At 71.8% G+C, this 21,860-nt stretch carries 18 protein-coding genes; 4 read left to right on the top strand and 14 right to left on the bottom strand.

Annotated elements, in window-relative coordinates; all coding sequences use genetic code 11:
- Positions 1-273: 273 nt before the first annotated feature.
- The 3 genes from O0S08_RS25665 to O0S08_RS25655 all read right to left on the bottom strand — a co-directional run bounded on the left by O0S08_RS25665 (position 274) and on the right by O0S08_RS25655 (position 4,633).
- A complete protein-coding gene (locus O0S08_RS25665) occupies positions 274-2,925 on the bottom strand; it encodes a CHAT domain-containing protein (protein WP_269031908.1) in 2,652 nt (883 codons plus the stop codon).
- Positions 2,926-3,000: 75 nt separating this feature from the next.
- Positions 3,001-3,963 (bottom strand): hypothetical protein, encoded by a 963-nt coding sequence (locus O0S08_RS25660; protein WP_269031907.1) that lies wholly within the window; start codon positions 3,961-3,963, stop codon positions 3,001-3,003.
- A 52-nt stretch (positions 3,964-4,015) separates the two neighbouring features.
- Positions 4,016-4,633 carry a sigma-70 RNA polymerase sigma factor region 4 domain-containing protein gene (locus O0S08_RS25655; protein WP_269031906.1) on the bottom strand — a complete coding sequence of 206 codons (618 nt, stop codon included), beginning with the start codon at positions 4,631-4,633 and terminating at the stop codon, positions 4,016-4,018.
- Positions 4,634-4,883: 250 nt separating this feature from the next.
- Here O0S08_RS25655 and O0S08_RS25650 point away from each other — a divergent pair, with 250 nt between their 5' ends.
- Entirely contained in the window at positions 4,884-5,510 is a 627-nt protein-coding gene (locus O0S08_RS25650) for a hypothetical protein (protein WP_269031905.1), read from the top strand.
- A 116-nt stretch (positions 5,511-5,626) separates the two neighbouring features.
- Here the strand turns inward: O0S08_RS25650 and trpS are convergent, their stop codons facing one another.
- The 9 genes from trpS to O0S08_RS25605 all read right to left on the bottom strand — a co-directional run bounded on the left by trpS (position 5,627) and on the right by O0S08_RS25605 (position 17,149).
- A complete protein-coding gene (gene trpS / locus O0S08_RS25645; protein ID WP_269031904.1) occupies positions 5,627-6,706 on the bottom strand; it encodes a tryptophan--tRNA ligase in 1,080 nt (359 codons plus the stop codon).
- A 248-nt stretch (positions 6,707-6,954) separates the two neighbouring features.
- A complete protein-coding gene (locus tag O0S08_RS25640; RefSeq protein WP_224192050.1) occupies positions 6,955-7,338 on the bottom strand; it encodes a hypothetical protein in 384 nt (127 codons plus the stop codon).
- 149 nt (positions 7,339-7,487) lie between these two features.
- Positions 7,488-7,955 (bottom strand): response regulator, encoded by a 468-nt coding sequence (locus tag O0S08_RS25635; protein ID WP_096332777.1) that lies wholly within the window; start codon positions 7,953-7,955, stop codon positions 7,488-7,490.
- 232 nt (positions 7,956-8,187) lie between these two features.
- A complete protein-coding gene (locus O0S08_RS25630; protein ID WP_269031903.1) occupies positions 8,188-9,603 on the bottom strand; it encodes a tryptophanase in 1,416 nt (471 codons plus the stop codon).
- Complete coding sequence (locus tag O0S08_RS25625; RefSeq protein ID WP_269031902.1) at positions 9,600-11,693, bottom strand: GAF domain-containing sensor histidine kinase; 2,094 nt, start codon at positions 11,691-11,693, stop codon at positions 9,600-9,602. The genes O0S08_RS25630 and O0S08_RS25625 overlap by 4 nt, the downstream gene beginning before the upstream one ends.
- 148 nt (positions 11,694-11,841) lie before the next feature.
- Positions 11,842-13,212: a TrpB-like pyridoxal phosphate-dependent enzyme gene (locus O0S08_RS25620; RefSeq protein ID WP_269031901.1), complete on the bottom strand. Its 1,371-nt coding sequence runs from the start codon at positions 13,210-13,212 to the stop codon at positions 11,842-11,844.
- Positions 13,213-13,554: 342 nt separating this feature from the next.
- Positions 13,555-15,276: an alanine/glycine:cation symporter family protein gene (locus tag O0S08_RS25615; protein ID WP_269031900.1), complete on the bottom strand. Its 1,722-nt coding sequence runs from the start codon at positions 15,274-15,276 to the stop codon at positions 13,555-13,557.
- Between the two features lie 133 nt (positions 15,277-15,409).
- Entirely contained in the window at positions 15,410-16,414 is a 1,005-nt protein-coding gene (locus tag O0S08_RS25610) for a hypothetical protein (protein WP_269031899.1), read from the bottom strand.
- A 249-nt stretch (positions 16,415-16,663) separates the two neighbouring features.
- The gene (locus tag O0S08_RS25605; RefSeq protein ID WP_269031898.1) at positions 16,664-17,149 is read right to left on the bottom strand and encodes a DciA family protein; all 486 of its coding nucleotides are present in this window, start codon (positions 17,147-17,149) and stop codon (positions 16,664-16,666) included.
- 9 nt (positions 17,150-17,158) lie between these two features.
- On the opposite strand from O0S08_RS25605, the gene O0S08_RS25600 reads away from it, so the two are divergent.
- Positions 17,159-17,545, top strand: a complete 387-nt coding sequence (locus tag O0S08_RS25600) for a hypothetical protein (protein WP_269031897.1) — start codon at positions 17,159-17,161, stop codon at positions 17,543-17,545.
- A gap of 127 nt (positions 17,546-17,672) precedes the next feature.
- Here the strand turns inward: O0S08_RS25600 and O0S08_RS25595 are convergent, their stop codons facing one another.
- Positions 17,673-18,542 (bottom strand): aminotransferase class IV, encoded by an 870-nt coding sequence (locus O0S08_RS25595; RefSeq protein ID WP_269031896.1) that lies wholly within the window; start codon positions 18,540-18,542, stop codon positions 17,673-17,675.
- 61 nt (positions 18,543-18,603) lie between these two features.
- A complete protein-coding gene (locus tag O0S08_RS25590; protein ID WP_269031895.1) occupies positions 18,604-19,338 on the bottom strand; it encodes a polyprenol monophosphomannose synthase in 735 nt (244 codons plus the stop codon).
- 96 nt (positions 19,339-19,434) lie between these two features.
- Here O0S08_RS25590 and O0S08_RS25585 point away from each other — a divergent pair, with 96 nt between their 5' ends.
- Together O0S08_RS25585 and O0S08_RS25580 are read left to right on the top strand one after the other, a co-directional pair.
- Positions 19,435-20,055 carry a PilZ domain-containing protein gene (locus tag O0S08_RS25585; RefSeq protein WP_269031894.1) on the top strand — a complete coding sequence of 207 codons (621 nt, stop codon included), beginning with the start codon at positions 19,435-19,437 and terminating at the stop codon, positions 20,053-20,055.
- Positions 20,055-21,845, top strand: coding sequence for a hypothetical protein (locus O0S08_RS25580; RefSeq protein WP_269031893.1), 1,791 nt, complete (start codon positions 20,055-20,057; stop codon positions 21,843-21,845). Before O0S08_RS25585 ends, O0S08_RS25580 begins: the two co-directional genes overlap by 1 nt.
- The last annotated feature ends 15 nt before the right edge of the window (positions 21,846-21,860 follow it).

The raw sequence follows: 21,860 nt of genomic DNA, 5'->3' as shown, positions 1-21,860 counted from the left end.
CGGCGACCGGCGCCGAGCCGGACGGGGTGGGAGCTGCACGGATGTCCTCAGAGACAGTCGACTTCGCGGCGGCAGGATCGCCGGGGCTGTCCTTTGGGACCTGCGCGAGGAGACCATTCGGTCGGGTCGCGGGATCGGAGCCGGTCGCAGGAGGGGCGGGGCTGCGCCCGCACGCGGCCAGGGTCATGGCGAGGGAGGCGAGACGCGACGGACTGGGCATCGACGCCTCCGTATACATCGGGCGTCCTCGGTCCCACGCGCCCGTGTTCGCGCTCAGGGGACGTAAGCGCGGAAGCGCGACCAGTCTTCACGCGTGCCGCGGAGTCGGTCCTGAGCGGCGCGCAAGGCGGCGACGGGAGCGACGCCGTCGGCGATCGCGGTGAGTGTCGCGGGGATCAGGGCGGAGGCGAGGTCGTCGGCGACTCGCGCGTCGGCGGCGATGACGACGTCGGCGCCGGCGAGCAGCAACGCGTGCGCGAGGCTCATGCCGCCCCCGTGTGCTCGAGGGTCGAGCAGGCCCGTCTCGCACCCGCTGAGGACGGCGACCGCAGGCGCAGAGGAAGCGAGGAGATCGCCGACGCTGAAGCTGCGATCGCCGCCGAGGTCGAGCGCGCCGCTCCAGCCGTCGCCGCGCGCGTGGCCGACGAAATGAAGGAGGTCGACGCCGGCGAGGCGCCGCGTGAGATCGGGTTCGTCGCCGCGGAGCCGGTCGACGCCGACGCCGTGACCGCGAAAGACGTCAGCGGCCGCCCCGGCTTCTTCCTCGGCGTGCGCGAGGTTGCTGGGCGGTACGAGCTGGGCCACGCGGGCGAGCGGCCGGGAGGGACGTGCGGCGCGCGGGAGATCGAGCGTGAACGCGACAGGACGTGCGGCGACGAGAGGCGCTCCACGCCACGAGAGGGCGTGGAAGGCCTCGGCGGCGAGCGGTCCTGACGCGGCGACGGCGATCCGCTCGGCCCGCTCGATGGCGGTGTCGAAGGCTCCGAGGAGGCGCTCGGCGCGGAGCTCGAGATCGGCCGGGAGGTCGCCGTCGATCCGGGTGAACACGAGTTGGTCGGCGTCGCGGGCGAAGCCGACGTGGTCACGGCCCAACGGGTAGTAGACGAGCAGCAGCTCTCCCCCGGCGACCGGTCGCAAGGCGCTGCATGATGTCTCATGAGACATGTCTGTATGAACATGTCCATTTGGTGAATCCTGGAGCTTGTGAGTGCGATCGTCGCGCAGCGCGGCGTCGAGGCGTGCGTCCAGGTCCCGCCGCCGCTGGCGAATTCGTTCGCGCTCGGCCTCGCCTTCTCGCCGAGGCAGCTCCCACGAGCTCTCGAAGGCGACGTCGAGGGCGGCGCGGTCGTCGCGGTAGGCGGCGAGGGCCGCGGGGTCACGCTGCACGGCGGCGAGATCGGTGAAGGCGTGGGCGCGAGCCCGACGCGCGGCGCAGAAGGCCTCGTCCGGCCGCCCGAGGTCGAGGAGCAGGGCGACGAGCCGCTGCGCGGCTTGATCGCGCTCGGCGGAGAAGCGCTCGCGCCCGGCGTCCACGGCGAGTCGGCCGACGTCGCTGCGGTGAAGTGCGTCGGCGAGACGGTAGCGCTCGAGCGCCTCGGTCAAGCGTCGTTGGGCGATCAGCGCCTCGGCGGCGCCGACCTGCGCGCTCCATTCGAGGCCGCGATCGGACTCGTCGCGGGCCCGCACGGCGAGCTGGTCGAAGCGGCGACCGGCCTGGGCGTGACGCCCGGCCAGGAGATCGATGCGCGCGGAGAGGTAGAGCCGCCAACGATCGAGGCGCCGGCCTGGAGCGTCCGCGCGTGTGAGAGAAGCCTCGGCCGCTGCGACGTCGCCGCGTAGAACGGCGGCGTAGGTGAGGTTCATCAGGGCGTCGGTGGCCTGAAAGCGGTCAGGAAACGGACCATCCTCGGCGAAGGCGGCTGCGACCTCGGCGAAGCGCGGCTCGGGATCCGGCGCATTGCGACCGCGGAGCCGAGCCTCGAGCGACGTCCATGCTGCGTTGTGAAGAATGACGACGCGCTCGTCTCGGTCAATGGCGTCCCCGAGCGACAGCGCCTCTGTGAACGCGGTGTCGGCACCCGTCGCGTCCCCGAGCCGCGCGAGCAAGACCCCGGTCGCCGATAGCGTGGCGGCGAGCTCGTGCGTGAGTCCGACCGTGCGAACCCGCTGGGCGTGGCGACGGAACAGACGGAGCGCCGTCCCGGCATCGCCCAGCCGCTCGGCGACGAGGCCACCGTAGTAGTCGTGGCGCAGCTCGGCCTTGGGCAGGTCGGCCACGAGGGTGAGATGACGGGAGAGCCAGCGACGGGCCCCTGGCAGGTCGTGAACCAGGGCCGCGCAGGCGAACACGGCCGTCGCCGCGATGTCGCTGGCACGGCCGAGGAGGTGGGCGGCGACGGAGGCGTCGAATGCGAGCTCGTAGCTCTCGAGGGCTGCCGAGATGTCGCCGCGGCGGAACTCGATGTCGCCTTGCAAGGCGAGCGCCTCGGCTCGCGCGGCCCCCCCGAGGGCAGGGAGTAGTTGCAGGAGGTCGAGCAACGCTTCGTCGATGTCGGCGATCGTCGACCGATTCTCGATCTCGGCGAGTTCGCGCGGCACGGCCTCGGCCGCGGTGATCCGCAGCTCCCAGCGCCAGCTCGCGTCCGGCGGGTGCAGGCCGAGGAGGCCGGGGGTCGGCCGCAACTCGGTCTTGCTGCCGTCGCCGGCGGCCGTCCAGGCGGCGACGAGCGGGACGCCGTCGAGCTCGACGCGTGGGGCTTCGGCCGGCGGAGCGGCGATCCACAGCTCCAGAGTCGAGTCGCCGCGCAGGCCGCAGGTGCGGCCGGCGGTGAACTCGTCGCAGTTCAGGGGGATGACCTCCGGCGCGGCGGCGGCCGTGACGGTGGCGGCGGGCGTCGGCGGCGGAGCGCCTGGTGCATAGGACATGTCCGATGGGCCACACGCGCACAGAGCGGCGAAGACGAGCGTGGCTGCCCGAAGGGACATGTTGCTTCAGACCGGTTACGGGTCGACGGGGACGATCTCGAGCTCGAGCGGGGGAGCGACCTCGACGGCGTGGCCGGCGGACACTGCGGGGGCGACGTCGTCGGCGGTGCGCGGGGCCTGGCCGGCGGGGGAGACGAGGAGAGAGAGGCGCCAGCGGCCGGGGGCGAGCGGGAGGGCGGCGTCCAGGCGGCCGCGGATCCGCAGGGCGCCGGCGGCCGAGCGGGTGAACGGGGGCGCGAACAGCTGGGTGCGGCCGTCGGGGGCGCGAGCGAGGACCCGCAGGTCGACGGCGGCGGCGGTGGTTTGCTCCGGGCTGAGGACCCAGTCGATCTCGGAGTCGGGGCGGTAGCGGGCGAGGTCGGCCGATGGCTCGTCGCCGCGGAGCTCCTGCAGGGTCTGGTTGCGGACGGTGACGGTGTAGCCGGTGAGCGGAGCTTGCGGGACGCCGGCCGTGAAGCGCCACAGCAGGGCGGCGGCGGCGACGGCGAGGACGATGCCGGCGAGGGTGATCGCCCGGCGGCGACCGGCGAGCGGGAGGACGGTGACGGGCCCTGGTGCGGAGGCCTCGGCGGGAGCGACACCTGATCCTGGAGCGCGGGGTTGCGAGGCTGCCACGTCCGCGCCGGGCTCGCGGGCGAGGTCGGCGCTCGTGGGACGGGCTGTCCCCGGGGACATATCGCCGGATAGCGCGGGGAGAGCGGTGGCTGTCCCTTGGGACATGTCGTCGGCCGGTCCGGCGAGGACCGCGGCGGCGCGGTCGAGCAGCGCCTCGAGGTCGGCCTCCGAGGCTGGCTTCGAGAACATGTCCGTAAAGGCAGCGTGCTCGTCGGCCGGGTCGAGCGCGGCGCGGGCGGCGGCGACGTCGGCGGGGTCGCGGCGGCCGGCGAGCGCGTCCTCCCACTCGCCGGGGTGGCGGCGGTCGAGGTCGCGCTCGAGCTCGCCGAGGGCGCGCAGCAGCGGATCGAGCGGTTCGGTCACGTGTGGGCCCTCCTCGACCATAGACAAGCACGGGGGGCGATCGGACGCGAGCTCATGGGCGCGGATCCTTGGCGGCCGCGGCGGGCTCGGCGGCGAGGCGGCGGGCGAGGTTGCGGGTGCGGGTGTTCCAGGCGTCGACGGCCTCGCGGGTCATGCCGTGCTCGCGGGCGACGTCGGCGATGGGCCGCTGCTCGACGTAGATGGCCTGGAACAGCGACAGGCCGCGCTCGGTGAGGTGGGCCCGCAGGCGTTCGAGCAGGGCCCGCAGCTCCTCCCGCGACTCGAGCACGCGCTCGTCGCGGCCGCCGGCGGAGACGACCGGGTCGAGGTCCTCGAGGTCGGTGGGCTCGTCGCTCCACGGGTTGCCGCGGTGGCCCTGGAGGATCCGCGCGACCCGCTGGCGGGCGATCAGACGCACGAAGCTCGGCAACGACCGGCCGCGCGCAGGATCCCACAGCCGCAGGAGCCGCCCGCGATCGGCCAGGAGGTAGAGGAGCACGTCCTGGGCGAAGTCGTCGACGTCCTGCCGCGGGTCGCGGCGCTGCGGCAGCGCCCGCCGCACCAGCGCGACGCCGACCTCGACCTTGATCACCGGGTGCAGCTCGCGGACGAGCGCCGCGAGGGCGGTGCGATCACCGTCGAGCGCGTGGTGGACCTCGGCGGGGGTCACGGACCGCCGGATGGTAGCAGCTTCGCTGCGACGCCGCGCACCTGCTCGAAGCGACATGTGCAGGCGCAGACGGGCGCGCAGACGCGAGCGGACAAATTTTCGCGAGGGCAACGTCGGATCGCGAGGCGGCGTCGCCTAAGGACCGGCGAGCCGACGGCCGGCGACGTGCGCCGCCCGGAACGGCCGTATTTCACATCAGAAGCAGGTCGTCCGGCCCGAACGGGCCGGCGGCCCGGAGGAGAACTGCGTCATGAAGAAGTCCCGCTCGTGCGTCCCCGCGATCGTCACCGCCCTCACGCTCGCCGCGCCCGCCGTGGCCCGCGCCGGCGATTGCAAGTCGGACACCCAGATCGCCGCGGAGCTGTGGCAGAAGTTCGGCGAGGAGATCAAGCGCTTCGCGGCGGAGGTCGGGGCCCAGCTGGGCAACCTCAGCGCCGAGGAGATCAAGAAGAAGCTCGACGACGTCGAGACGGCGGTCCGCAGGGCCGAGGCGAAGGCGAACGAGACGTTCAAGAACGGGAAGTGGAAGATCGGGCCGCGGGCGCTGCCGGCCGGCGAGACGCTCGACGGCGACCTGAAGGCCGAGCGGGTGTTCCTGACCCAGGGCCCGAGCCTGGTCGACAACGTGAAGATCGTGCTCGACGGCGAGGGCGGCGACGCGAAGAGCGACGTGACGGTGACGATCTGCACCATCGACGCCAGCGGGAAGTACGAGAAGGTCCACGACTTCACGTTCGGCAAGGCCGACTACCAGCGAGTGTTCGAGCGCACCGTGGCCGCGGCCGCCGGCAAGGTCGTGTCGGTGCACCTCGAGCGCAAGACGTATGGCCTCAACAACTACAAGTACAAGCTCCGCATGGACCGCCCGGGGCTGTGAGGCGAACGAGCGACGAGTGATCTGTCCTTTAGGACATGTAACACGTCGCCGCGCGCGCTCGCGAGACGACCGCCCCGGCGCGCGGCCGGAGCGGTCGTTCGGCGGGCGGCGAGGCTTCAGCTCTTCTGGTGGTAGAAGGGCTTCTTGCGCTCCTCGGCGCGCGACTGGGTGGCGTGCACGAGGCCCGACCACAGGTTCTCGAGGCCCATGGCGTCGCGGACCTTGCCGAGGGTCTCGTAGGCGACCTTGCGGGCGGTGATGGTGCCGTCGACGATGATCTCCTCGGTGCGGTGCTTGTCGGCCGCGAACTCGGCCCGACGCTCGCGGATCGGCACGAGGATCTTCTCGAGCGCCTCGATGACGCGGTCCTGGACGGCGGCGAAGCCGATGCCGCCGCGGTCGTACTCGGCGCGCAGGCTGGCGAGCTCGTCGGCGTCGCGCAGGAAGGCCTCGGCGAACAGGAACAGCGGCGCGCCGGTCGACTCGCCGGGGGCCGGGCCGGGCAGGGTGCGGACCTTGCGAGCGACCTCCTCGGGCGAGTCCTTGAGCCAGATCGCGTTGCCGGCCGACTTCGACATCTTGCGCTCGGCGCCGCCGGCGACGGTGTTGACGCCGGGCAGCGACGGGGTCGCCGAGACCGTGGGCTGGGGCACGGCGAACACCTTGCCGTAGGCGTCGTTGAAGTGCTCGGCGATGTCGCGCGCGAGGGTGACGTGGGTCTCGTTGTCGGCCCCGACCGGCACGAGCTCGGCGTTGGCCATGAGAATGTCGGCGGCCTGGAGCACGGGGTAGCCGAGGAGGCCGAGCGGCACGTCGGCGTCGCCGAGGCCGGCGTTGACGGCCATGTCCTGGATCGACTGCAGGCCCGACAGCCGCGCCACCGGGGTGAGCATCTGCAGCAAGATGGCGATGTCGTAGACCGCCGGTACGCCCGACTGGAGGTAGATCGTCGAGCGGCTGGGGTCGACGCCCACGCTCAACATGTCGAGCACCACGTCGCGCACGTGGTTCGGCAGGCGAGCAATCTCGTCGCGCCGCGAACGGGTCGTGAGCGAGTGCAGGTCGGCGACGATGATGAAGCACTCGTGGCTGTCCTGCAGCTTGACCCGGCTCTGCAGGGTGCCGACGAGGTGACCGAGGTGGAGTGGCCCCGTGGGGCGATCACCAGTGAGCAGTCGCGGTTTGCGAGCGTCCATCGAGTTCAAGGTTCAAGGCGCATCCCGCTAGTGTCAAGCCGACGCGTTCGCGCAGAGCGGAACGACTCACAGCTGTCCGATCGGACATGTGTGCGCCGACCTGCGACCTGCGCGGTGCGAGGCCGACGATCGGCCGCGACGGACGCGGTGTGAGGGCGGGCAGCGACCAAACGCGAAGCGCCGCGGCCGCCGGGCGGTCGCGGCGCATCTGCGCTCCGCGGATCGTGCGGCCTGGGCCGCGAGTCGACTCAGCGCAGCGCTTCCCGCAGGCGCGGCTTGATGTCGGGCAGGACCACGCTGACGAGGATTCCGAGCTGCGCCTTGCTGCAGTCCACTGCCATGCCCCAGCGGTACTTGTCGGTCAGGTCGACCACTACGATCATGACGACGCCCTCGTCGCCGAGGCGGAGCATGGTCTCGTTCAAATAGTCGGGGACGGGCAGACCCGACTTCTTGATCGTCTCCATGATGCGCTCACAAAGGATGTTGAAGAGCGCACACGCCTTGGGGCTGCTGCGAACGCCGGCGACCGACATGCCGGACGTTTTGCTGAAGACGTCGGAGGCGGCCAGGCCACCCATCAGACCGTCTTCGACCTCAGCGAGCAGTTGGTTTACGACTTTGAGATTCATTTCGAGTTCCTTCGTGATCCGTGCAGTCGGGGCCAGGTCATGGTAGCCGTGGCGCGGGGCGACAATCTATCACTTTTTGCACGATCCGGACATCCGTCCAGTGCCCCGAACGGCGCGCCGCACGGGGCTGTAATGCCCAGTCCGGCGCCTCAGAAGCTCAGCCCGCGGATCGGCGGCGGCGCGTCTTGCTGCGTCTCCTTGAGGTAGTGCTTCGCAGCCCTACGCAGCAGCGCCTTGAGATCCTCGGTGTCCCAGGGCTTCGTGACGTACTGCCACATCAAACCCTCGTTGAGGCCGCGGATTACCACGTTAATGTCGGAGTAGCCGGTGATCAGGATGCGCACCGGCGTCGGGTTGATCTCCTTGAGCTTGCCGAACAGCTCGACACCCGTCATCTCCGGCATGCGCTGGTCGCTGAGCACCAACTGAATCTCGTTGGCCCGGAAGATCTGCAGCGCCTCGGTGCCCGAGTTGGCGGTGTAGACCTTGAACATGTCGCGGAAGCTCTCCTCCAACGTGTTGAGGATGCCGCGCTCGTCGTCGACGATGAGCAACGAGAGGACCTGCTTGTCCTCTTGGCCGATCGTGCCGGTCTTCTGGAATTCCTTCCAACTCATGCAATACCTCGCTTCTCGCTGGGCAACCGGTCGTAGCGCGGGGAACCCTCGATGCGAGAGAGAGTCTGCTCCGTTCGCGCATGGTGGCAGGGGTGCATCCGGTTCGCAAGGGCCTCGTGGAGCCGCTCGCTGGAGCGCCGGTGGAGCGAGCCAGGGCCGGTGAGGCCGTGGAGCCCGGAGGGCCTGGGAAGCGGCCCGTGAGGCCAGCTAGGGCCTTTTCGCGCGTGAGTGGTCACGGTAAATCTCCTGTACCACCGTCCGCTCCGCGCACGTAGCGGAAAGTGGACGCAAAGTGGCGAATTCCGGGGGCTTCGACCTCGAAACGAAGGCCATGGCGCATTCGCTGGCCCTTCTCTTCGTGCACGGTGCGGACCACGTCGGCGACGTACTCCAGGTGCTCCATGGTGTAGACGCGGCGCGGAATGGTGATCCGGCACAGGTCGAGGTTGGGGCGGATGTTCTCGCCGGTGTCCGGGTCGCGGCCGATGAGGACGCTGCCGACCTCCACCGCGCGCACTCCGCCCTCCTTGTAGAGCTCGACGCAGAGGAGCTGCGCCGGGAACTCGTCCTCGGGGACGTTGGTGAAGAACCGCCGCGCGTCGATGAACACCGCGTGACCGCCGAGCGGCTCGACCAGCGGCACGCCAGCGGCGCTGAGCAGCTCGCCGAAGCGCTTGACCTGACCGATGCGGTAGGTGAGGTACGGCTCCTCGGTGACCTCGCGCAGGCCCTGCGCGAGCGCCTCCATGTCGGCGCCCGACATGCCGCCGTAGGTGTAGAAGCCCTCGAACAGGATCGTCGGGGCCTTGAGGCGCTCGTACAGCAGGTCGTCGCGCACGGCGATGAACCCGCCCATCGGCACCAGCGCGTCCTTCTTCGCGCTCATGATCGCCGCGTCGGTGTAGCTGCACATCTCCGCGACGATCTCGTGGATCGTCTTGGTCGCGTAGCCGGGCTCGCGGTGCTTGATGAACCACGCGTTCTCGGCGAAGCGCGCGGCGTCGAGGATGACGAGGAGGCCGTACTGGTCGGCGATCCGCCGCACCTCGCGGATGTTCTCCATCGACACTGGCTGACCGCCGCCCGAGTTGCACGTCACCGTCATCAGGATGTAGGCGACGTGGCGCGGGCCGTACTCGCGGATGACGCTCTCGAGCTTCGCCAGGTCGACGTCGCCCTTGAACGGGTGGTAGCCCGTCGAGCTGCGGCCGGCGTCGATCGTGCAGTCGATCGCGCGGCCGCCGGCGAACTCGATGTGCGCCTTGGTCGTGTCGAAGTGCGAGTTGCCCGGCACGATCATGTGCTTCTTGATCAGCACGAAGTCGAGCACGCGCTCGGCGGCGCGACCCTGATGCACCGGGATGGTGTAGCGGTACCCCATCGTCTCGCGGATCTGCCGCTCCATCTCGAAGAAGGAGCGTGAACCGGCGTAGGCCTCGTCGCCGATCATCATGCGGCCCATCTGCGCCGCCGAGAGGGCTCCGGTGCCGGAGTCGGTCACGAGGTCGATGTACACGTCTTGCGATGCGAGGCGGAACAAGTTGTTCCCGCACGCCTCGATCCGCCGGACCCGCTCCTCATAAGGGAGCAGCGCGATCGGCTCGACGACCTTCGCCTTGTACGGGATGATCTGTCTGGCTCTGCTCATGGGCTCTCCGCGGCCTTGGCGGCCCCTTCGGTCCTCGTGCCCGGGTCCTTGGGCTCCGTCGGGATCCGAATGAGGAAGGTTACCCCCGCCGTTTCATTGCGCGTCACTGCGATCGTTCCCTGGTGCTCCATCACGATCCGATAGCTGATCGACAGGCCAAGACCTGTCCCCTTACCGACCGGCTTGGTGGTGAAGAACGGGTCGAAAATCTTCGAGATGTTGGCGTCCGAAATGCCCTCGCCGTTGTCCCTCACCGCGATCTCGACCCAGACGCCGTTAACTCGCGTGTCCACGTGAACTTCGCCGCCGCGCGGGGTCGCGTCGATGGCGTTGTTCACGAGGTTGAGTACCACTTGGTTGAGCTTGGCGGGGAAGCAGGCGTAGGGGCGCGTCAACGTGAGATCGGACGTCAACTTGACGCCCTTGTCCCTCGCGTTGTTGGAGAGGATCATCAGGGTCTGCCGGATCCCCTCGTCGATGTCGGCGTTCTGGAACTGCGCCTCGTCGAGGCGGGCGAAGTTGCGGAGACCGAGCACGATCTCCGCCATGCGATCGAGGCCGATGAAGCACTCCTCGAGCACCTTCTGCGTGCGCGCGAGGACCTCGTCGATCGAGCCTTCCTTCTGCTCGCGGCTCTGGCTGACGTAGCTGAAGAACATCTTGAGCAGCTCGAGCTGCTTCGGCGCGGGCATGCTGCCGAGGTCGGCGATCACGTCCTTGGCGTCGGGGCCGATGTCCTTGTCTTCCTTGAGCTTGTCGAGGATCGCCCGGGCCGCGGCCACGCGCGCCTGCGGGTCGCCGCCGACGCCGGCCTCGAGCCAGCGCTGCACCGCGAGCCGGCGCGCGACCTTGAGGACGCGCTCGTGGGCGAGGTGCGTGTTGTTGCGGCTGAACGCGAGCGGGTTGTTGATCTCGTGGGCGACGCCGGCGGTGAGCTGGCCGAGGCTGGCCAGCTTCTCGCCCTGCACCAGCTGCGCCTGGGTCTGCTTGAGCTCGACGAGGCTGTCCTTGAGGCCCTCGTAGAGCTGGTTGTTCGTCAGCGAGATCGCGGTCTGGCTGGCGAGCGACAGCGTCAGCTCGAGCGCGGCGTCGTCGTACGGCAGCACGACGTTGTCGATGTCGGCGGCCGTCAGCGTGGCGGTGCGCGAGATCTTGCGGTTGATCAGCTGGAGGACGCCGATGACCTGGTCGTCCTGGTTCTTCATCGGCAGCACGAGCATGCTGCGCGTGCGGTAGCCGGTGCGCTGATCGAAGGCGGGGTTGAAGCTGTACTCGGCCTTGGGATCGAGCAGGTAGGCGTCGGGGATGTTGACGGGCTCGCCGGTGACGGCGACGTAGCCGGCGAGGGTGGCCTTCGACACCGGGATGGTGAACTTGACCAGCTCGAGGTGCGGCAGCGAGTCGTTCTGCGAGTTGTTGAAGCGCAGGCGCCGGTTGCCGCTGGCGTCCTTCTCGACGATGTAGAGCGAGCCGGCGTCGGAGCAGGTGAAGTCGCGGGCGGTGGTGAGGATGAAGTTGAGGAGCCGCTCCTGATCCCGCTCGGTCGACAGGGCGATGCCGATCCGGTTGAGCTTGGTGATCTCGCCGGCGAGGCGGCGGCGCTCGGCCTCGAGGCTGAGCAGTCGATCGTCGGCGGCGGCGTCGCGCAGGGCGGTGCGGATCGCGACCAGCAGCGCGGCCGCACCTGGCTCAGGGGACAGGATGGCCGAGAGCGCGTCGCCGAAGCGTTGCTGCAGGACCTCGACCTCGGAGCCGGGCAGGAGGCTGATGAGCCGCGTCGGACCGACGGGCTGCAGCTCGACGCGGCCGTCGTCGCAGAGGAGGTGCTCGTCGAGCAGGACGACGCACGCGCGACCAGGCCTCCGCGTGGCGACGGCGGTGCCGAGCTCGCGCGGCCCGACCGGTCGCAGCTCGCCGGCCGAGCGGCACGCGGCGCCGGTCACCGAGCCGGCGAAGGCCACCGAGCACAGCAGCAGCGGGCTCGACGATTCGGGCCGGGGAGACGGATCGGCCGCGGACCCGGTGGGCCCGGTCGTGCCACCCGAGGTGGTGGTGCTGGCTGCGTCGTCCGCCTGCACAGTGTTCACCATGGTCGGAGAACCGTCGCGCAAAAACAAGAGTCACCCGTGCATCTGCAAGACGAGGATGAACACGCCCCGTACCTACATGCACGTCGCGACGACGACGCGGCGCGGCCGCACCGCGTCGCGTCGACGTGCAGGGCGGACGATACCGCGCTCAGATGTTGACTTCCGGCAGCTCGGCCAGCGCCGCCTCGATCGCCGCCTGCGGGTAGGCGTAGTCGGTCAGCTCGCCGCGGAAGTAGGCGTCGTACGCCGTCATGTCGAAGTGGCCGTGGCCGCAGAGGTTGAACAAGATCACCGGCGAGGTGCCCTCTTCCTTGGCGCGGATGGCCTCGCGGATCACCTGGGCCACGGCGTGGCCGGCCTCCGGCGCCGGGACGATGCCCTCGGCCCGCAAGAAGGTGACCGCCGACTTGAAGACCTCGAGCTGCGGCACCGAGTAGGCCTCGATCAGCTTCTGGTCGTACAGCTCGCTGATGACGCTGCCGACGCCGTGGTAGCGCAGGCCGCCCGCGTGCACCGGCGGCGGGATGAACTTGGCCCCGAGCGTGTGCATCTTGACCATCGGCGCCATGCCGGCGGTGTCGCCGTAGTCGTAGGCGTAGACGCCCCGCGTGAGGGTGGGGCAGGCGGCCGGCTCGACCGCGACGACCCGCACCTTGCGGCCGTGGACGATCTTGTCGCGCAGGTAGGGGACGGCGATGCCGGCGAAGTTGCTGCCGCCGCCGACGCAGCCGACGATGATGTCCGGGCTGTCACCGGCGCGGTCGAGCTGCAGCATCGCCTCCTGGCCGATGATCGACTGGTGCATCAGCACGTGGTTGAGCACCGAGCCGAGCGCGTACTTGTATTTGCCGCCGCTCTTGGCCGCCATCTCGACGGCCTCGCTGATGGCGATGCCGAGGCTGCCGGTGCTGTCCGGATCCTGGGCGAGGATCGCCCGCCCGGACTCGGTCTTGTCGCTCGGGCTGGCGGTGACGTTGGCCCCGAAGCTGGTGATGATCGCCCGCCGGTACGGCTTCTGGTGGAAGCTGACCTTCACCATGAAGACGTGGCACTCGAGGTTGAAGAAGTTGCAGGCCTGCGACAGGGCCGTGCCCCACTGACCCGCACCTGTCTCTGTGGTCAGGCCGACGACGCCGGCCTGCTTGTTGTAGTACGCCTGCGGGATCGCGGTGTTGGCCTTGTGGCTGCCGCTCGGCGAGACGCCCTCGTACTTGTAGTAGATCTTCGCGGTCGTCCCGAGCGCCTTCTCCAGGCGCCTCGCCCGCATCAGGGGGGTGGGGCGCCACAGCTTGTAGATCTCACGGACCTCCTCCGGGATCTCGATGAAGCGCTCGCGCGAGACTTCCTGGTTGATGATCTCCGGCGGGAACAGCACCGCCAGGTCGTCGGGAGTGACCGGGCTCTTGGTGCCGGGGTGCAGGACCACGGGGAGCGGGCGCGGAAGATCGGCCTGGATGTTGTACCAACGTGTCGGAATTGCGCTCTGGGGGAGTTCAAAACGCGTCAGGGACTCGGTCATTCGCGGCGCTCCAGTCTCGCTCGCCCTTTATATCGCGAGGCGACGCTGCGACAAAGGCCCGCGGGTCGGTCACGGCCCGGCCTTTTCCGTCGGCCGCGGCTCGGGGCGACTTCCATGGTCGCGGCCGGAGCCGCTGCTGGGATGTTCTTTCGGCCATGCGCCGCAATTCGCGGGGCGCGCCGGCCGCTGCGCAGGCGCCAGCGCGCATGCGCGTGGGCGCGCCCGCCTCGCTGTGCGGTGAATCGTGGCGCTCCGCACCCGATCTGCCGCGGCGCCGCGACCGGACCTCGCGGGCCGATGCGCGGAGTCACGGCGGCCTCGCGCCGCGGACACGTGTGACGCTCACCGCCGCCGTGCCGCGCGTACACGCGCGAAGTAGTCGCGGTAGGCCCGCATCGCCACGCCCGCGAACAGCAGCGTGATCGGGATGTTGACCCACAGCATCACGCCGGTGCCGACCGAGGTGATGTTGTCGAGCTCCGCCTCGGTGCTGATCCAGCCTGCGCAGGCGAGCAGGATGCTCAGGCAATAGACGATCTTGTACGGGACGATCGAGCGACGTCCCGCCATGTAGACCATGCCCTGCTCGCCGTAGTAGGCGTACGAGATCATCGTCGACACCGCGAACAGCCACGAAGCCACCGCCACGAGCCACTTGCCGAGGCCGGGGGCCACGCGATCGAAGGCGTGGCTGGTCAGCGCGGCGCCGACGTAGTCCTTGTAGACGTCGAGGCCTGCGAGCGCAGGCGCGCTGGCGAGCGGCGAGGTCGGGGAGCCCACCGGGGTCCAGTCGACATAGAGGCGATCTCCCGCGCCGACGGCGACGACGCCGCTGACCCGCTGCAGGTCGCCGCCGGTGGCCGGATCGATCGAGCCGTACCGCGCGAGCATGAACACCGCGTCGCCGGCCCGCCAGGCGCTGCCGGAGATCGCCAGCGCCTCCGCATGTTTCTCGGGCAATGGCGTATCGGACAGGTCCCAACAGCCAGGTTCGATCTGCACCGCGGCCGGCGGGGCCGGCAAGGTCGCCTCGCCCTCGCGGCACCACGCGCCGCTGGCCAGCACGACCAGCGAGGTGAGGGTGCAGACGACGATCGTGTCGATGAACGGCTCGAGGCCGGCGACCACCCCCTCGCGCACCGGCTCGTCGGTCTTGGCGGCGCAGTGGGCGATCGGCGAGGTGCCCTGGCCGGCCTCGCTCGAGAACAGGGCCCGCTTCATGCCCCACACGAAGGCCGCGCCCGAGGTGCCGCCGACGAACGCGCCGGTCGCCTCGGCCGGCGAGAAGGCGGAGGCGACGATCAGCCGCAGCATCGCCGGGATGTCGGCGACGTGGACGGCGAGGACGTAGAGCGCGGCGGCGAGGTAGATGAAGCACATCGCCGGGACCAGCCGGCCGGCGACGGCGCCGATCCGCTTGATCCCGCCGAGGATGACGAGGCCGACCAGCAGGGCGAGGACGACGCCGACGACCTGCTGCGGCACGCCGAAGCTCTCCTCGGTGACGATGCCGACGTTCCACGCCTGGAACATGTTGCCGCCGGTGATCGTGCTGATGAGGAGGGTGATGCAGAACAGCACGCCGAGGACGCGGCCGAGCGGGCGCAGCCGCGGGCTCCACTGGGCCAGGCCGTCGTCGGCGACCCACATCGGCCCGCCGCTCGGCTCGTCCGGCTTGTCGGTGCGCCGGTACAGCATCGACAGGGTGACCTCGGTGGTCTTCAGCGCCATGCCGGCGAGGCCGACCATCCACATCCAGAACACCGCGCCCGGGCCCCCGAGCGCGATGGCGACGGCGACGCCGCCGATGTTGCCGAGGCCGACGGTGGCCGACAGCGCGGCCGACAGCGCCTGAAAGTGACTGATGGCCCCCGGCGCGTCGGCCTGGTCGTAGTCGCCGCGGACGATCTTCACGCCGTGGGTGAGCGCGTGGTACTGGCAGAAGCCGCTCCACACGGTGAACAGGAGGCCGGTGGCCATCACGGCGTAGAGCACGCTGTCGTGCCACAACACCGCGTTGACGGCCGTCAGCCAGTCGTTGAGGGCGATCCGCAGGGTCTCCACGAGCGAGCGAGGGCCGCATCATGGCGGCCCGGCCCGCGCGGCGCAACGAGTTCGTCGCCGCGGGCCGACCCTGTCGTTGTTATTGTTAAAGGAGTCGGGCGCGGCGGGCGGTGCGGCGTGGCCCGGGCGGGGCTCAACCTGTCGTGGCGGCGGGCTGGCCCGCGGCGGCGGGCGCGACGGCCGGAGGTGCCTTGGCGGCGGCGGACTGGCCCGCGGCGAGGGGCGCCGGGGCAGCGGGGCGGGCTCCAGGAGTCGGGCTCGTGGCCGGCGCGGCGGCGTCTGCGGGCGCGGGCTTGCCGAGGCGCGGGGCGTCCGGGCGGATCCCCGGGGGCACTTCGACGCGCTCGCCGACGGTGATGAGGCTGGCGTAGCGCAGCAGGCTGACCTTCACGAGCAGATCGGAGAAGGCCCACTCGGTCTCGAAGTTGGTGGCGACGGGGATGTCGATCGCGCCGCCTGCGTCGGGGGCGGGCAGCTCGCGCGTGGGGGTGCGCGTCGGCGGGCCGTAGACGCGGGTGTAGTGGGCGACCGCGTCGTTGTAGTCGGCGAGCGCGGGCGCGGGGTCCTTGGCGGTGCGCTGGTACGAGACGTGGCGCAGCGGGTGCTCGGCGCTGTCGAACACGAACAGCAGGCGGCCCTCCGAGGACGGGCGCGGGCGATCGGTGAGCTGCTCGCTGCGGGTCTTGGGGCAGCTGAAGCGGACCTGCGGGTTGGCCTCGCGCTTGCTCTTGCGATCGAGCCACGAGGCCGCAGTGACGGCGTCCTCGCCGCGCGCGCGCGCCTCCTCGATCCGCTTGCGCTCGGTCTTGCGGCGGCCTTCCATGGTGGCGCGGATCGAGGTGTCGCTGCAGGTGAGGCCGAGGCGCGCGGCGAGGGCCTCGGCGTCGGCCACTCGGTGCAGGCCGACCTCGGTGTGCATGGCGGCGGTGACGGGCGCGCGCGGGCCGGGCTTCGGGTCCTTGAAGTCGAAGCGCCACTCCGGATTTTTGCGCCCGAACAGGCTGGCGAGCCCGGGCCCCGCCTGGCCGGCGACCGGATCGGCGGCGGCGGGGGCGGGTGCAGGCGGAGCTTCACCGGCCCCGCAGGCGGCGAGGCCGAGGAGGCAGGCGAGGGCGGTGAGGCGGCGGACGAGGACCATCGGGGGGTGAACTTCGGGACAGGTCGAGACGGGCGACGGGGGATGAGCTCGGGGACAGGGGCGATGGGGGATGAACTCGGGGACAGGTCGGTGCGGCGCGAGGCGGCGCGTGAAGATGAACTTGGGGACAGGTCGGGCGAAGCGGCGCGGGGAGGAACTTCGGGACAGGTGGCAGGCGGGCGGCGAGCGGGATGGCCTTCGGGGCAGGTCGGACGCGGAGGTCGCCGCGAGGGCGGGCGCGGGGGCCGGTCAGGCGCGACCGAGCAGGACGCGGGCGCCGGCGATGGCCTGGCGCAGCTCGGGGTCGACGACGTCGGCGAGGGCGCGGCTGGTGGCCTGGCTGGGCTCGCTGGCCATGGGGGGCGGGCCGGACGCGGCCGCGGGGAGCGCGGCTGGACGCGGGCCGGGCCGGGGGACGACGCCGAGGCGGAAGCGCAGGCTGGCGAGGCGGGCCTCGGGGGCGAGCTGCTGGAGCTTGTGGAGCAGGTCGTCCCGCGAGTACATCAGTTCGTGGTGGTACTGACTGTCCTCGACCACGACGATGACCTCGTCCCGCATGACCGCGAGCGGATAGGCGCGCCCGCGCAACCACGGCATGTTGAGCCGCTCCCACGCGGCGCGCACGTGCACGAGCCGGATCATGTGGTCGGGGACGATGGTCTTGACCAACTTCCAGATGGCGTCGGCGAGCGGCTGGGGACCGCGGGCGAACGAACGGCGAGGGCGGCGGGCCATCGCCTCCGAGTGTGCCACAGCGCGCTGGTGTGGGCGGCGGCGCTCCTCACGCTCGGCTGCGCGGCCCGGTCCGGCTGGGAGCGGACCGACGCGCGGGCCTGCCGCCCGGCCGAGCCCCCGCGGATCTGCGTGCTCGCCGAGCCCGACCGGGCCCTGGTGATCCGCGCCGGCGGGACGGCCCTGGTGCCCGGCGAGTGCGCGGCGTCGCCCCGGCGCCGCGGCGGGCCGCTCCGCGTGAGCGCCGAGGACGGCCGCACCGGCGCGAGCGACAGCCGCTGGCTGCGGATCCGCCGCGGCACGACCACCCGGATCACGGCGACGCCGGCCGCCAAGCCGCGGGTGATCCGCCGCGAGCGCTGCACGGGGCAGGTCGAACAGGACATGCCCGAAGAGTAATGCTCGGAGGGGCATGTCTGAATGGACATGCTCGAAGGGGCAGGCGTGAACGGACCGGGGCGTCACGCGCCGGGGCGGCTGTCCCGAAAGACAGCCTCCAGGCGCGCCGCGCGCTGAGCCTCGCGGCTCAGAGGGTGCCGAGGAGGGCTTCGCAGGCGCGGCGGAGCCGGCTGGTGACCGGGCCCTCCTTGCCGTCGGCGACCGGGAAGCCGTCGAGGGTGGTGACGGCGATCGGGCCGCGCACGGAGGAGGTCAGGAACACCTCGTCGGCGGCGCGGACGTCGAACGGGTGGAGCGACGACTCCTGGGCGGGGATCGCCAGGCTGGCCGCGAGCTCGAGGATGGTGGCGCGGGTGATGCCGGGCAGGATGCCGTCGGAGATCGGCGGGGTGAAGAGGACGCCGCCGAGGACCGCGAACACGTTGCTGGTCGCGCCCTCGGCGACGAGGCCGACCGGGTTGATGAGGATCGCCTCGTCGTCGCCGGCCGCCAGCGCCTGCCGCAGCGCCTGGATGTTGGGCAGGTAGTTGGCGGTCTTGAACGCGGGGTCGAGGGCGCTGGCGGGGACGCGGGTGACGTCGACGATCCGCGCCCGCAGGCCGCGGGCGTAGCCGGCCTCGTCCGGGATCGCCAGCGGGATGGCGAGCACGGCCAGGGTCGGCGTGAGGGCCTGGCGCGGGTCGAGCATCAGCGGCGAGACGCCGCGGGTGACGACGATCCGCACGAGGCTGTCGGTGTTGCCGGTGTCACCGTGGGTGAGGTCGACGAACGCGCGCAGCTCGTCGTCGGACCACGGCAGCTCGAGGCCGATGCCGGCGGCGCTGCGGCGCAGGCGGGCGAGGTGGGCGGCCCACGCGACCGGCCGGCCCCCGGCCGTCCGCAGGGTCTCGAACACGGCGTCGCCGAACAGGAACCCGCGGTCGAGTACGGGGACGGCCGCCTCGGCGGGGTCGAGGGGGCGGCCGATGGTGGACAGGTAGACGCGGGATGCGGGCATAGGCTTCAGAACATGTCGGATGGGACAGGGTGAATGGGACAGGGTGAATGGGGCATGTCCTTCAGGACCGGCGGAGACGGAGGCGGAGGCACAGGCCGACGGCCTCGAGGGCGATCGCGGGGGTCATCTTCGAGGCGCCGCGCTCGCGGTCGGGGAACACGATCGGCAGCTCGCGCGCGCGTCGGCCGGCGCGCATCAGGCGGTACTTCATCTCGATCTGGAAACCATACCCGCTGGCGGCCACGGCGCCGCGATCGAGGGTGGCGAGGGCGGCGCGGCCGTAGCAGACGAACCCCGCGGTGGGGTCGCGCAGCCCGAGGCCGAGCACGGTGCGGGCGTAGAGGCCGCCGCCGCGCGAGAGCAGGCGGCGCCCGAGGCTCCATCCGCGGGTGCCGCCGCCGGGCACGTAGCGCGAGCCGATCGCAAAGTCGGCGCCGCCTTCGCCGACCACGGCGAGCAGGCCCGGCAGGTAGGCCGGGTCGTGCGAGAAGTCGGCGTCCATGGTGATGATGTGGGTGAAGTCGTGCGGGTGCTGCAGGGCCCAGTCGATGCCCGCGAGGTACGCGCGGCCGAGGCCCTCCTTCGCGGCGCGGTGGAGGACGTGGACGCGGGCGTCGGCCGCGGCGAGGCCGTCGGCCAGCTCACCGGTGCCGTCAGGGCTGCCGTCGTCGATGATGAGCACGCGCGCGTCGGGCAGCGCGGCGAGGATCGCCGCGGTGATCGGCTCGACGTTGTCCCGCTCGTTGTAGGTGGGGAGCAGGACGAGCGGGCGTGGGCGGCTGTCGGCGACGCTCATGGAAGGCAGCCCGCGCAGAGTACCTCGCGCCGGCGCAGGGTTGCGAGGCCGCGCGTCGGACTGCTATGTTGTCGCCCGCCCAGCCAGGGTGCCACGGTGCGACGGATCCGCTGCCATTACGCGTCCGGAGAGGCCTTCGCGGCGGCGCTGCGCGCGGCCGGGGACGACCAGGCGCTGCAAGTCTTCACGACCGAGCGCTTCGAGCCCGGCGAAGAGGTGCTCGCGGAGGTGTTCTTCACCGGGATGAACGGGAAGATGCTGATCCGCGCGATCGGCAAGAAGTGGCACATGGCGCGCCCGCGCCTGCGGGTGCGCGCCGGCGGGGTGCTCCGCTGCGCGGGGAGCGAGTGGCGCAAGCTTCAGTTTCTCCGCGAGGTGGCGCTCGGGAAGGCGACCATGGCGCCCCGCCGCCGGCACCTGCGCCAGCCGGTCCTGGTCGAGATCCGCTGGCGCCGCAGCGACGCGAGTGACCTCCTGTCGGCGACGATCTCGGAGATCTCCGAGGCCGGCGCGCTGCTCCTGACCGACGCGGGGCTCACGCTCGGTGAGGAGATCATCATCGAGATCACGACCCCGGGGGGCGCCCGCCCGCTCGAGCTGACCTCGATCGTGCGCAACACCCAGCACCCCGACGGGGTCGGCGTCGAATTCATGCGCCGCAACTCCGGCGGGCTGACGCGGATCCGCGAGGTCATCCGCCGGCTCGTGGATCAGTGATGCGACCGGTCCGTGAGCACATGTCCCTCGGGACAGTTCTTTCGGGGCTGCGGCGCTCGCTCGCGCGGGCTGCGGGCTGGCCTTCGGGGCAGGTCCCGGGCGGCGCGGGCGGGGGAGAGCTCTCGCTGCAGGCGCGAGCGGCTGCCGGCGGGTGGCGCGGCGCGGAGGCCGGGGGCGCGGCAGACTCGGGCCGCGCGGAGGCGCTGGCGAGCGAGTGGCGCGGCGCGGAGGCCGGGGGCGCGGCAGACTCGGGCCGCGCGGAGGCGCTGGCGAGCGAGTGGGGCGGCGCGGCGGCCGGGGGCCTCGCGGGCGAGTGCGTGGTGGTTCTTGGATGTCCTAAAGGGCAGGTGCGAAGGGGCATGTCCTTCGGGGCAGCTGCGGCGGCGCTGGCGCTCGCGTGCGGGCCGCCGGCGGTCGAGGTGCTGCCGGGGGTGAAGGCCGACCTGGGCTCCGGGTCGGTCGCCGCCGCCGGGGAGCCGACGCCGGTGCGGGCGGAGGGCGACTGCGCCGGGCTGGCCGCGGCCGCCGCCGCGGGCTCGGGCGAGGACGCGGTGCTGCTCGTATGGACATGTCCGGAAGTGCAGGCCAGTCCGGCGGCGCTGCGCGCGGCGCTGCTGCAGGCGGCCAGCCCGGCGGAGGCGGCGGCGTTGGTCCCGAAGCTGGCGGCGGCGCCCGATCTGGCCGGGCTGGCCCGGCTGGCGGCGATCGATCGCCCGCCGACCGGGTCGCTGAACCCGGCCGAGGCGCCGGATCCGGTCACTGCGGTGGTGAGCCCGATCGACGAGGCGGTGCTCGGCGGGGTGCTGCGGGCGATCGGGGCCCAGACCGCGAGCGGGCTGACGCACGAGCAGCGGACCCGCGCGGCGGCGCTGCTGGCCCGGGTGCACCGCGAGGCGCTGGCGCAGCTGGGGCTGCCGCCGGAGCAGCCGCTGCCGCCGTTCGGGCGCCTCCTGGCCGGTCGCTTCCTGCACTTCGGCCGCTCGTTCTGTCAGACGTACTGGCAGCGGCGCGTGGCCGGGCTCGAGCCGCTGTTCGCGGCGACCGAGGACGAGCTGATGCGCGTGATGCTGGCGCTCGAGCGCACGGCCCACGCCGGCGACGACGGGCTGCTGGCCGTGGAGCGCCAGCGGGCCCGCCGCTACCTGCAGGGCAGCGGGGTGGCGGAGCGCCTGAAGTCGCGCGGGGTGGCGCAGACGCCCGAGGCCCTGCTGCCGCTGCCGAACGAGCTCGATCGCCTGGTCGATCACGGGTTCGTCGAGCTGGCGGTGCAGCGGGCGCTGTTCCTCGCGGGCGAACAGCCGGCGCCGTTCGGGCTGGTGCCGGTGATCGAGTCGCTGCAGGCGATGCTGACGCAGCGCGACCTCGGCGAATTCCAGGCGCTGCTCGAGCGGCGGATCGGCGAGGCGCGCAAGCTCGTGCCGCCGCCGCCGGAGCAGGGGGCGCGCGAGTGGCCGGTGCGCGCGGCGTGGAGCTGGAGCGACGCGGGCACCGTGGCGGCCGCGGCCGAGGCGCTGTGCGAGGAGGCCGACGGGGCCCAGGGCCCTGCGCGCCAGCGCGGGCTGTGGCGGGCGGTGCTGGCGTTGCGCGATCGGCCCGACGCGTGCCGCGAGCTGCTCCGCCGGGCGCAGACCGGGCTGGCGGCCCAGCTGGCGCGCGCGGTGCTCGACCGCCTCGACGACGACAGCCTGGCCGGCCTGCGCACCCGCACCGCCGCGCGCGAGGCCGGTGAGGCGCAGGTGCGGCGAGCGTTCGCGCTGGCGAGCCGTGACGGCGGGCTCTTGCCGCGCTGACGGTACGCATTCATG

It is taken from the genome of Nannocystis punicea, assembly GCF_026965555.1.
In the GTDB taxonomy this organism is placed as follows: Bacteria; Myxococcota_A; Polyangia; order Nannocystales; family Nannocystaceae; genus Nannocystis; species Nannocystis punicea.
The sequence above is the reverse complement of the archived record's forward strand: the minus strand, read 5'-3'. Positions and strand labels throughout refer to the sequence as shown.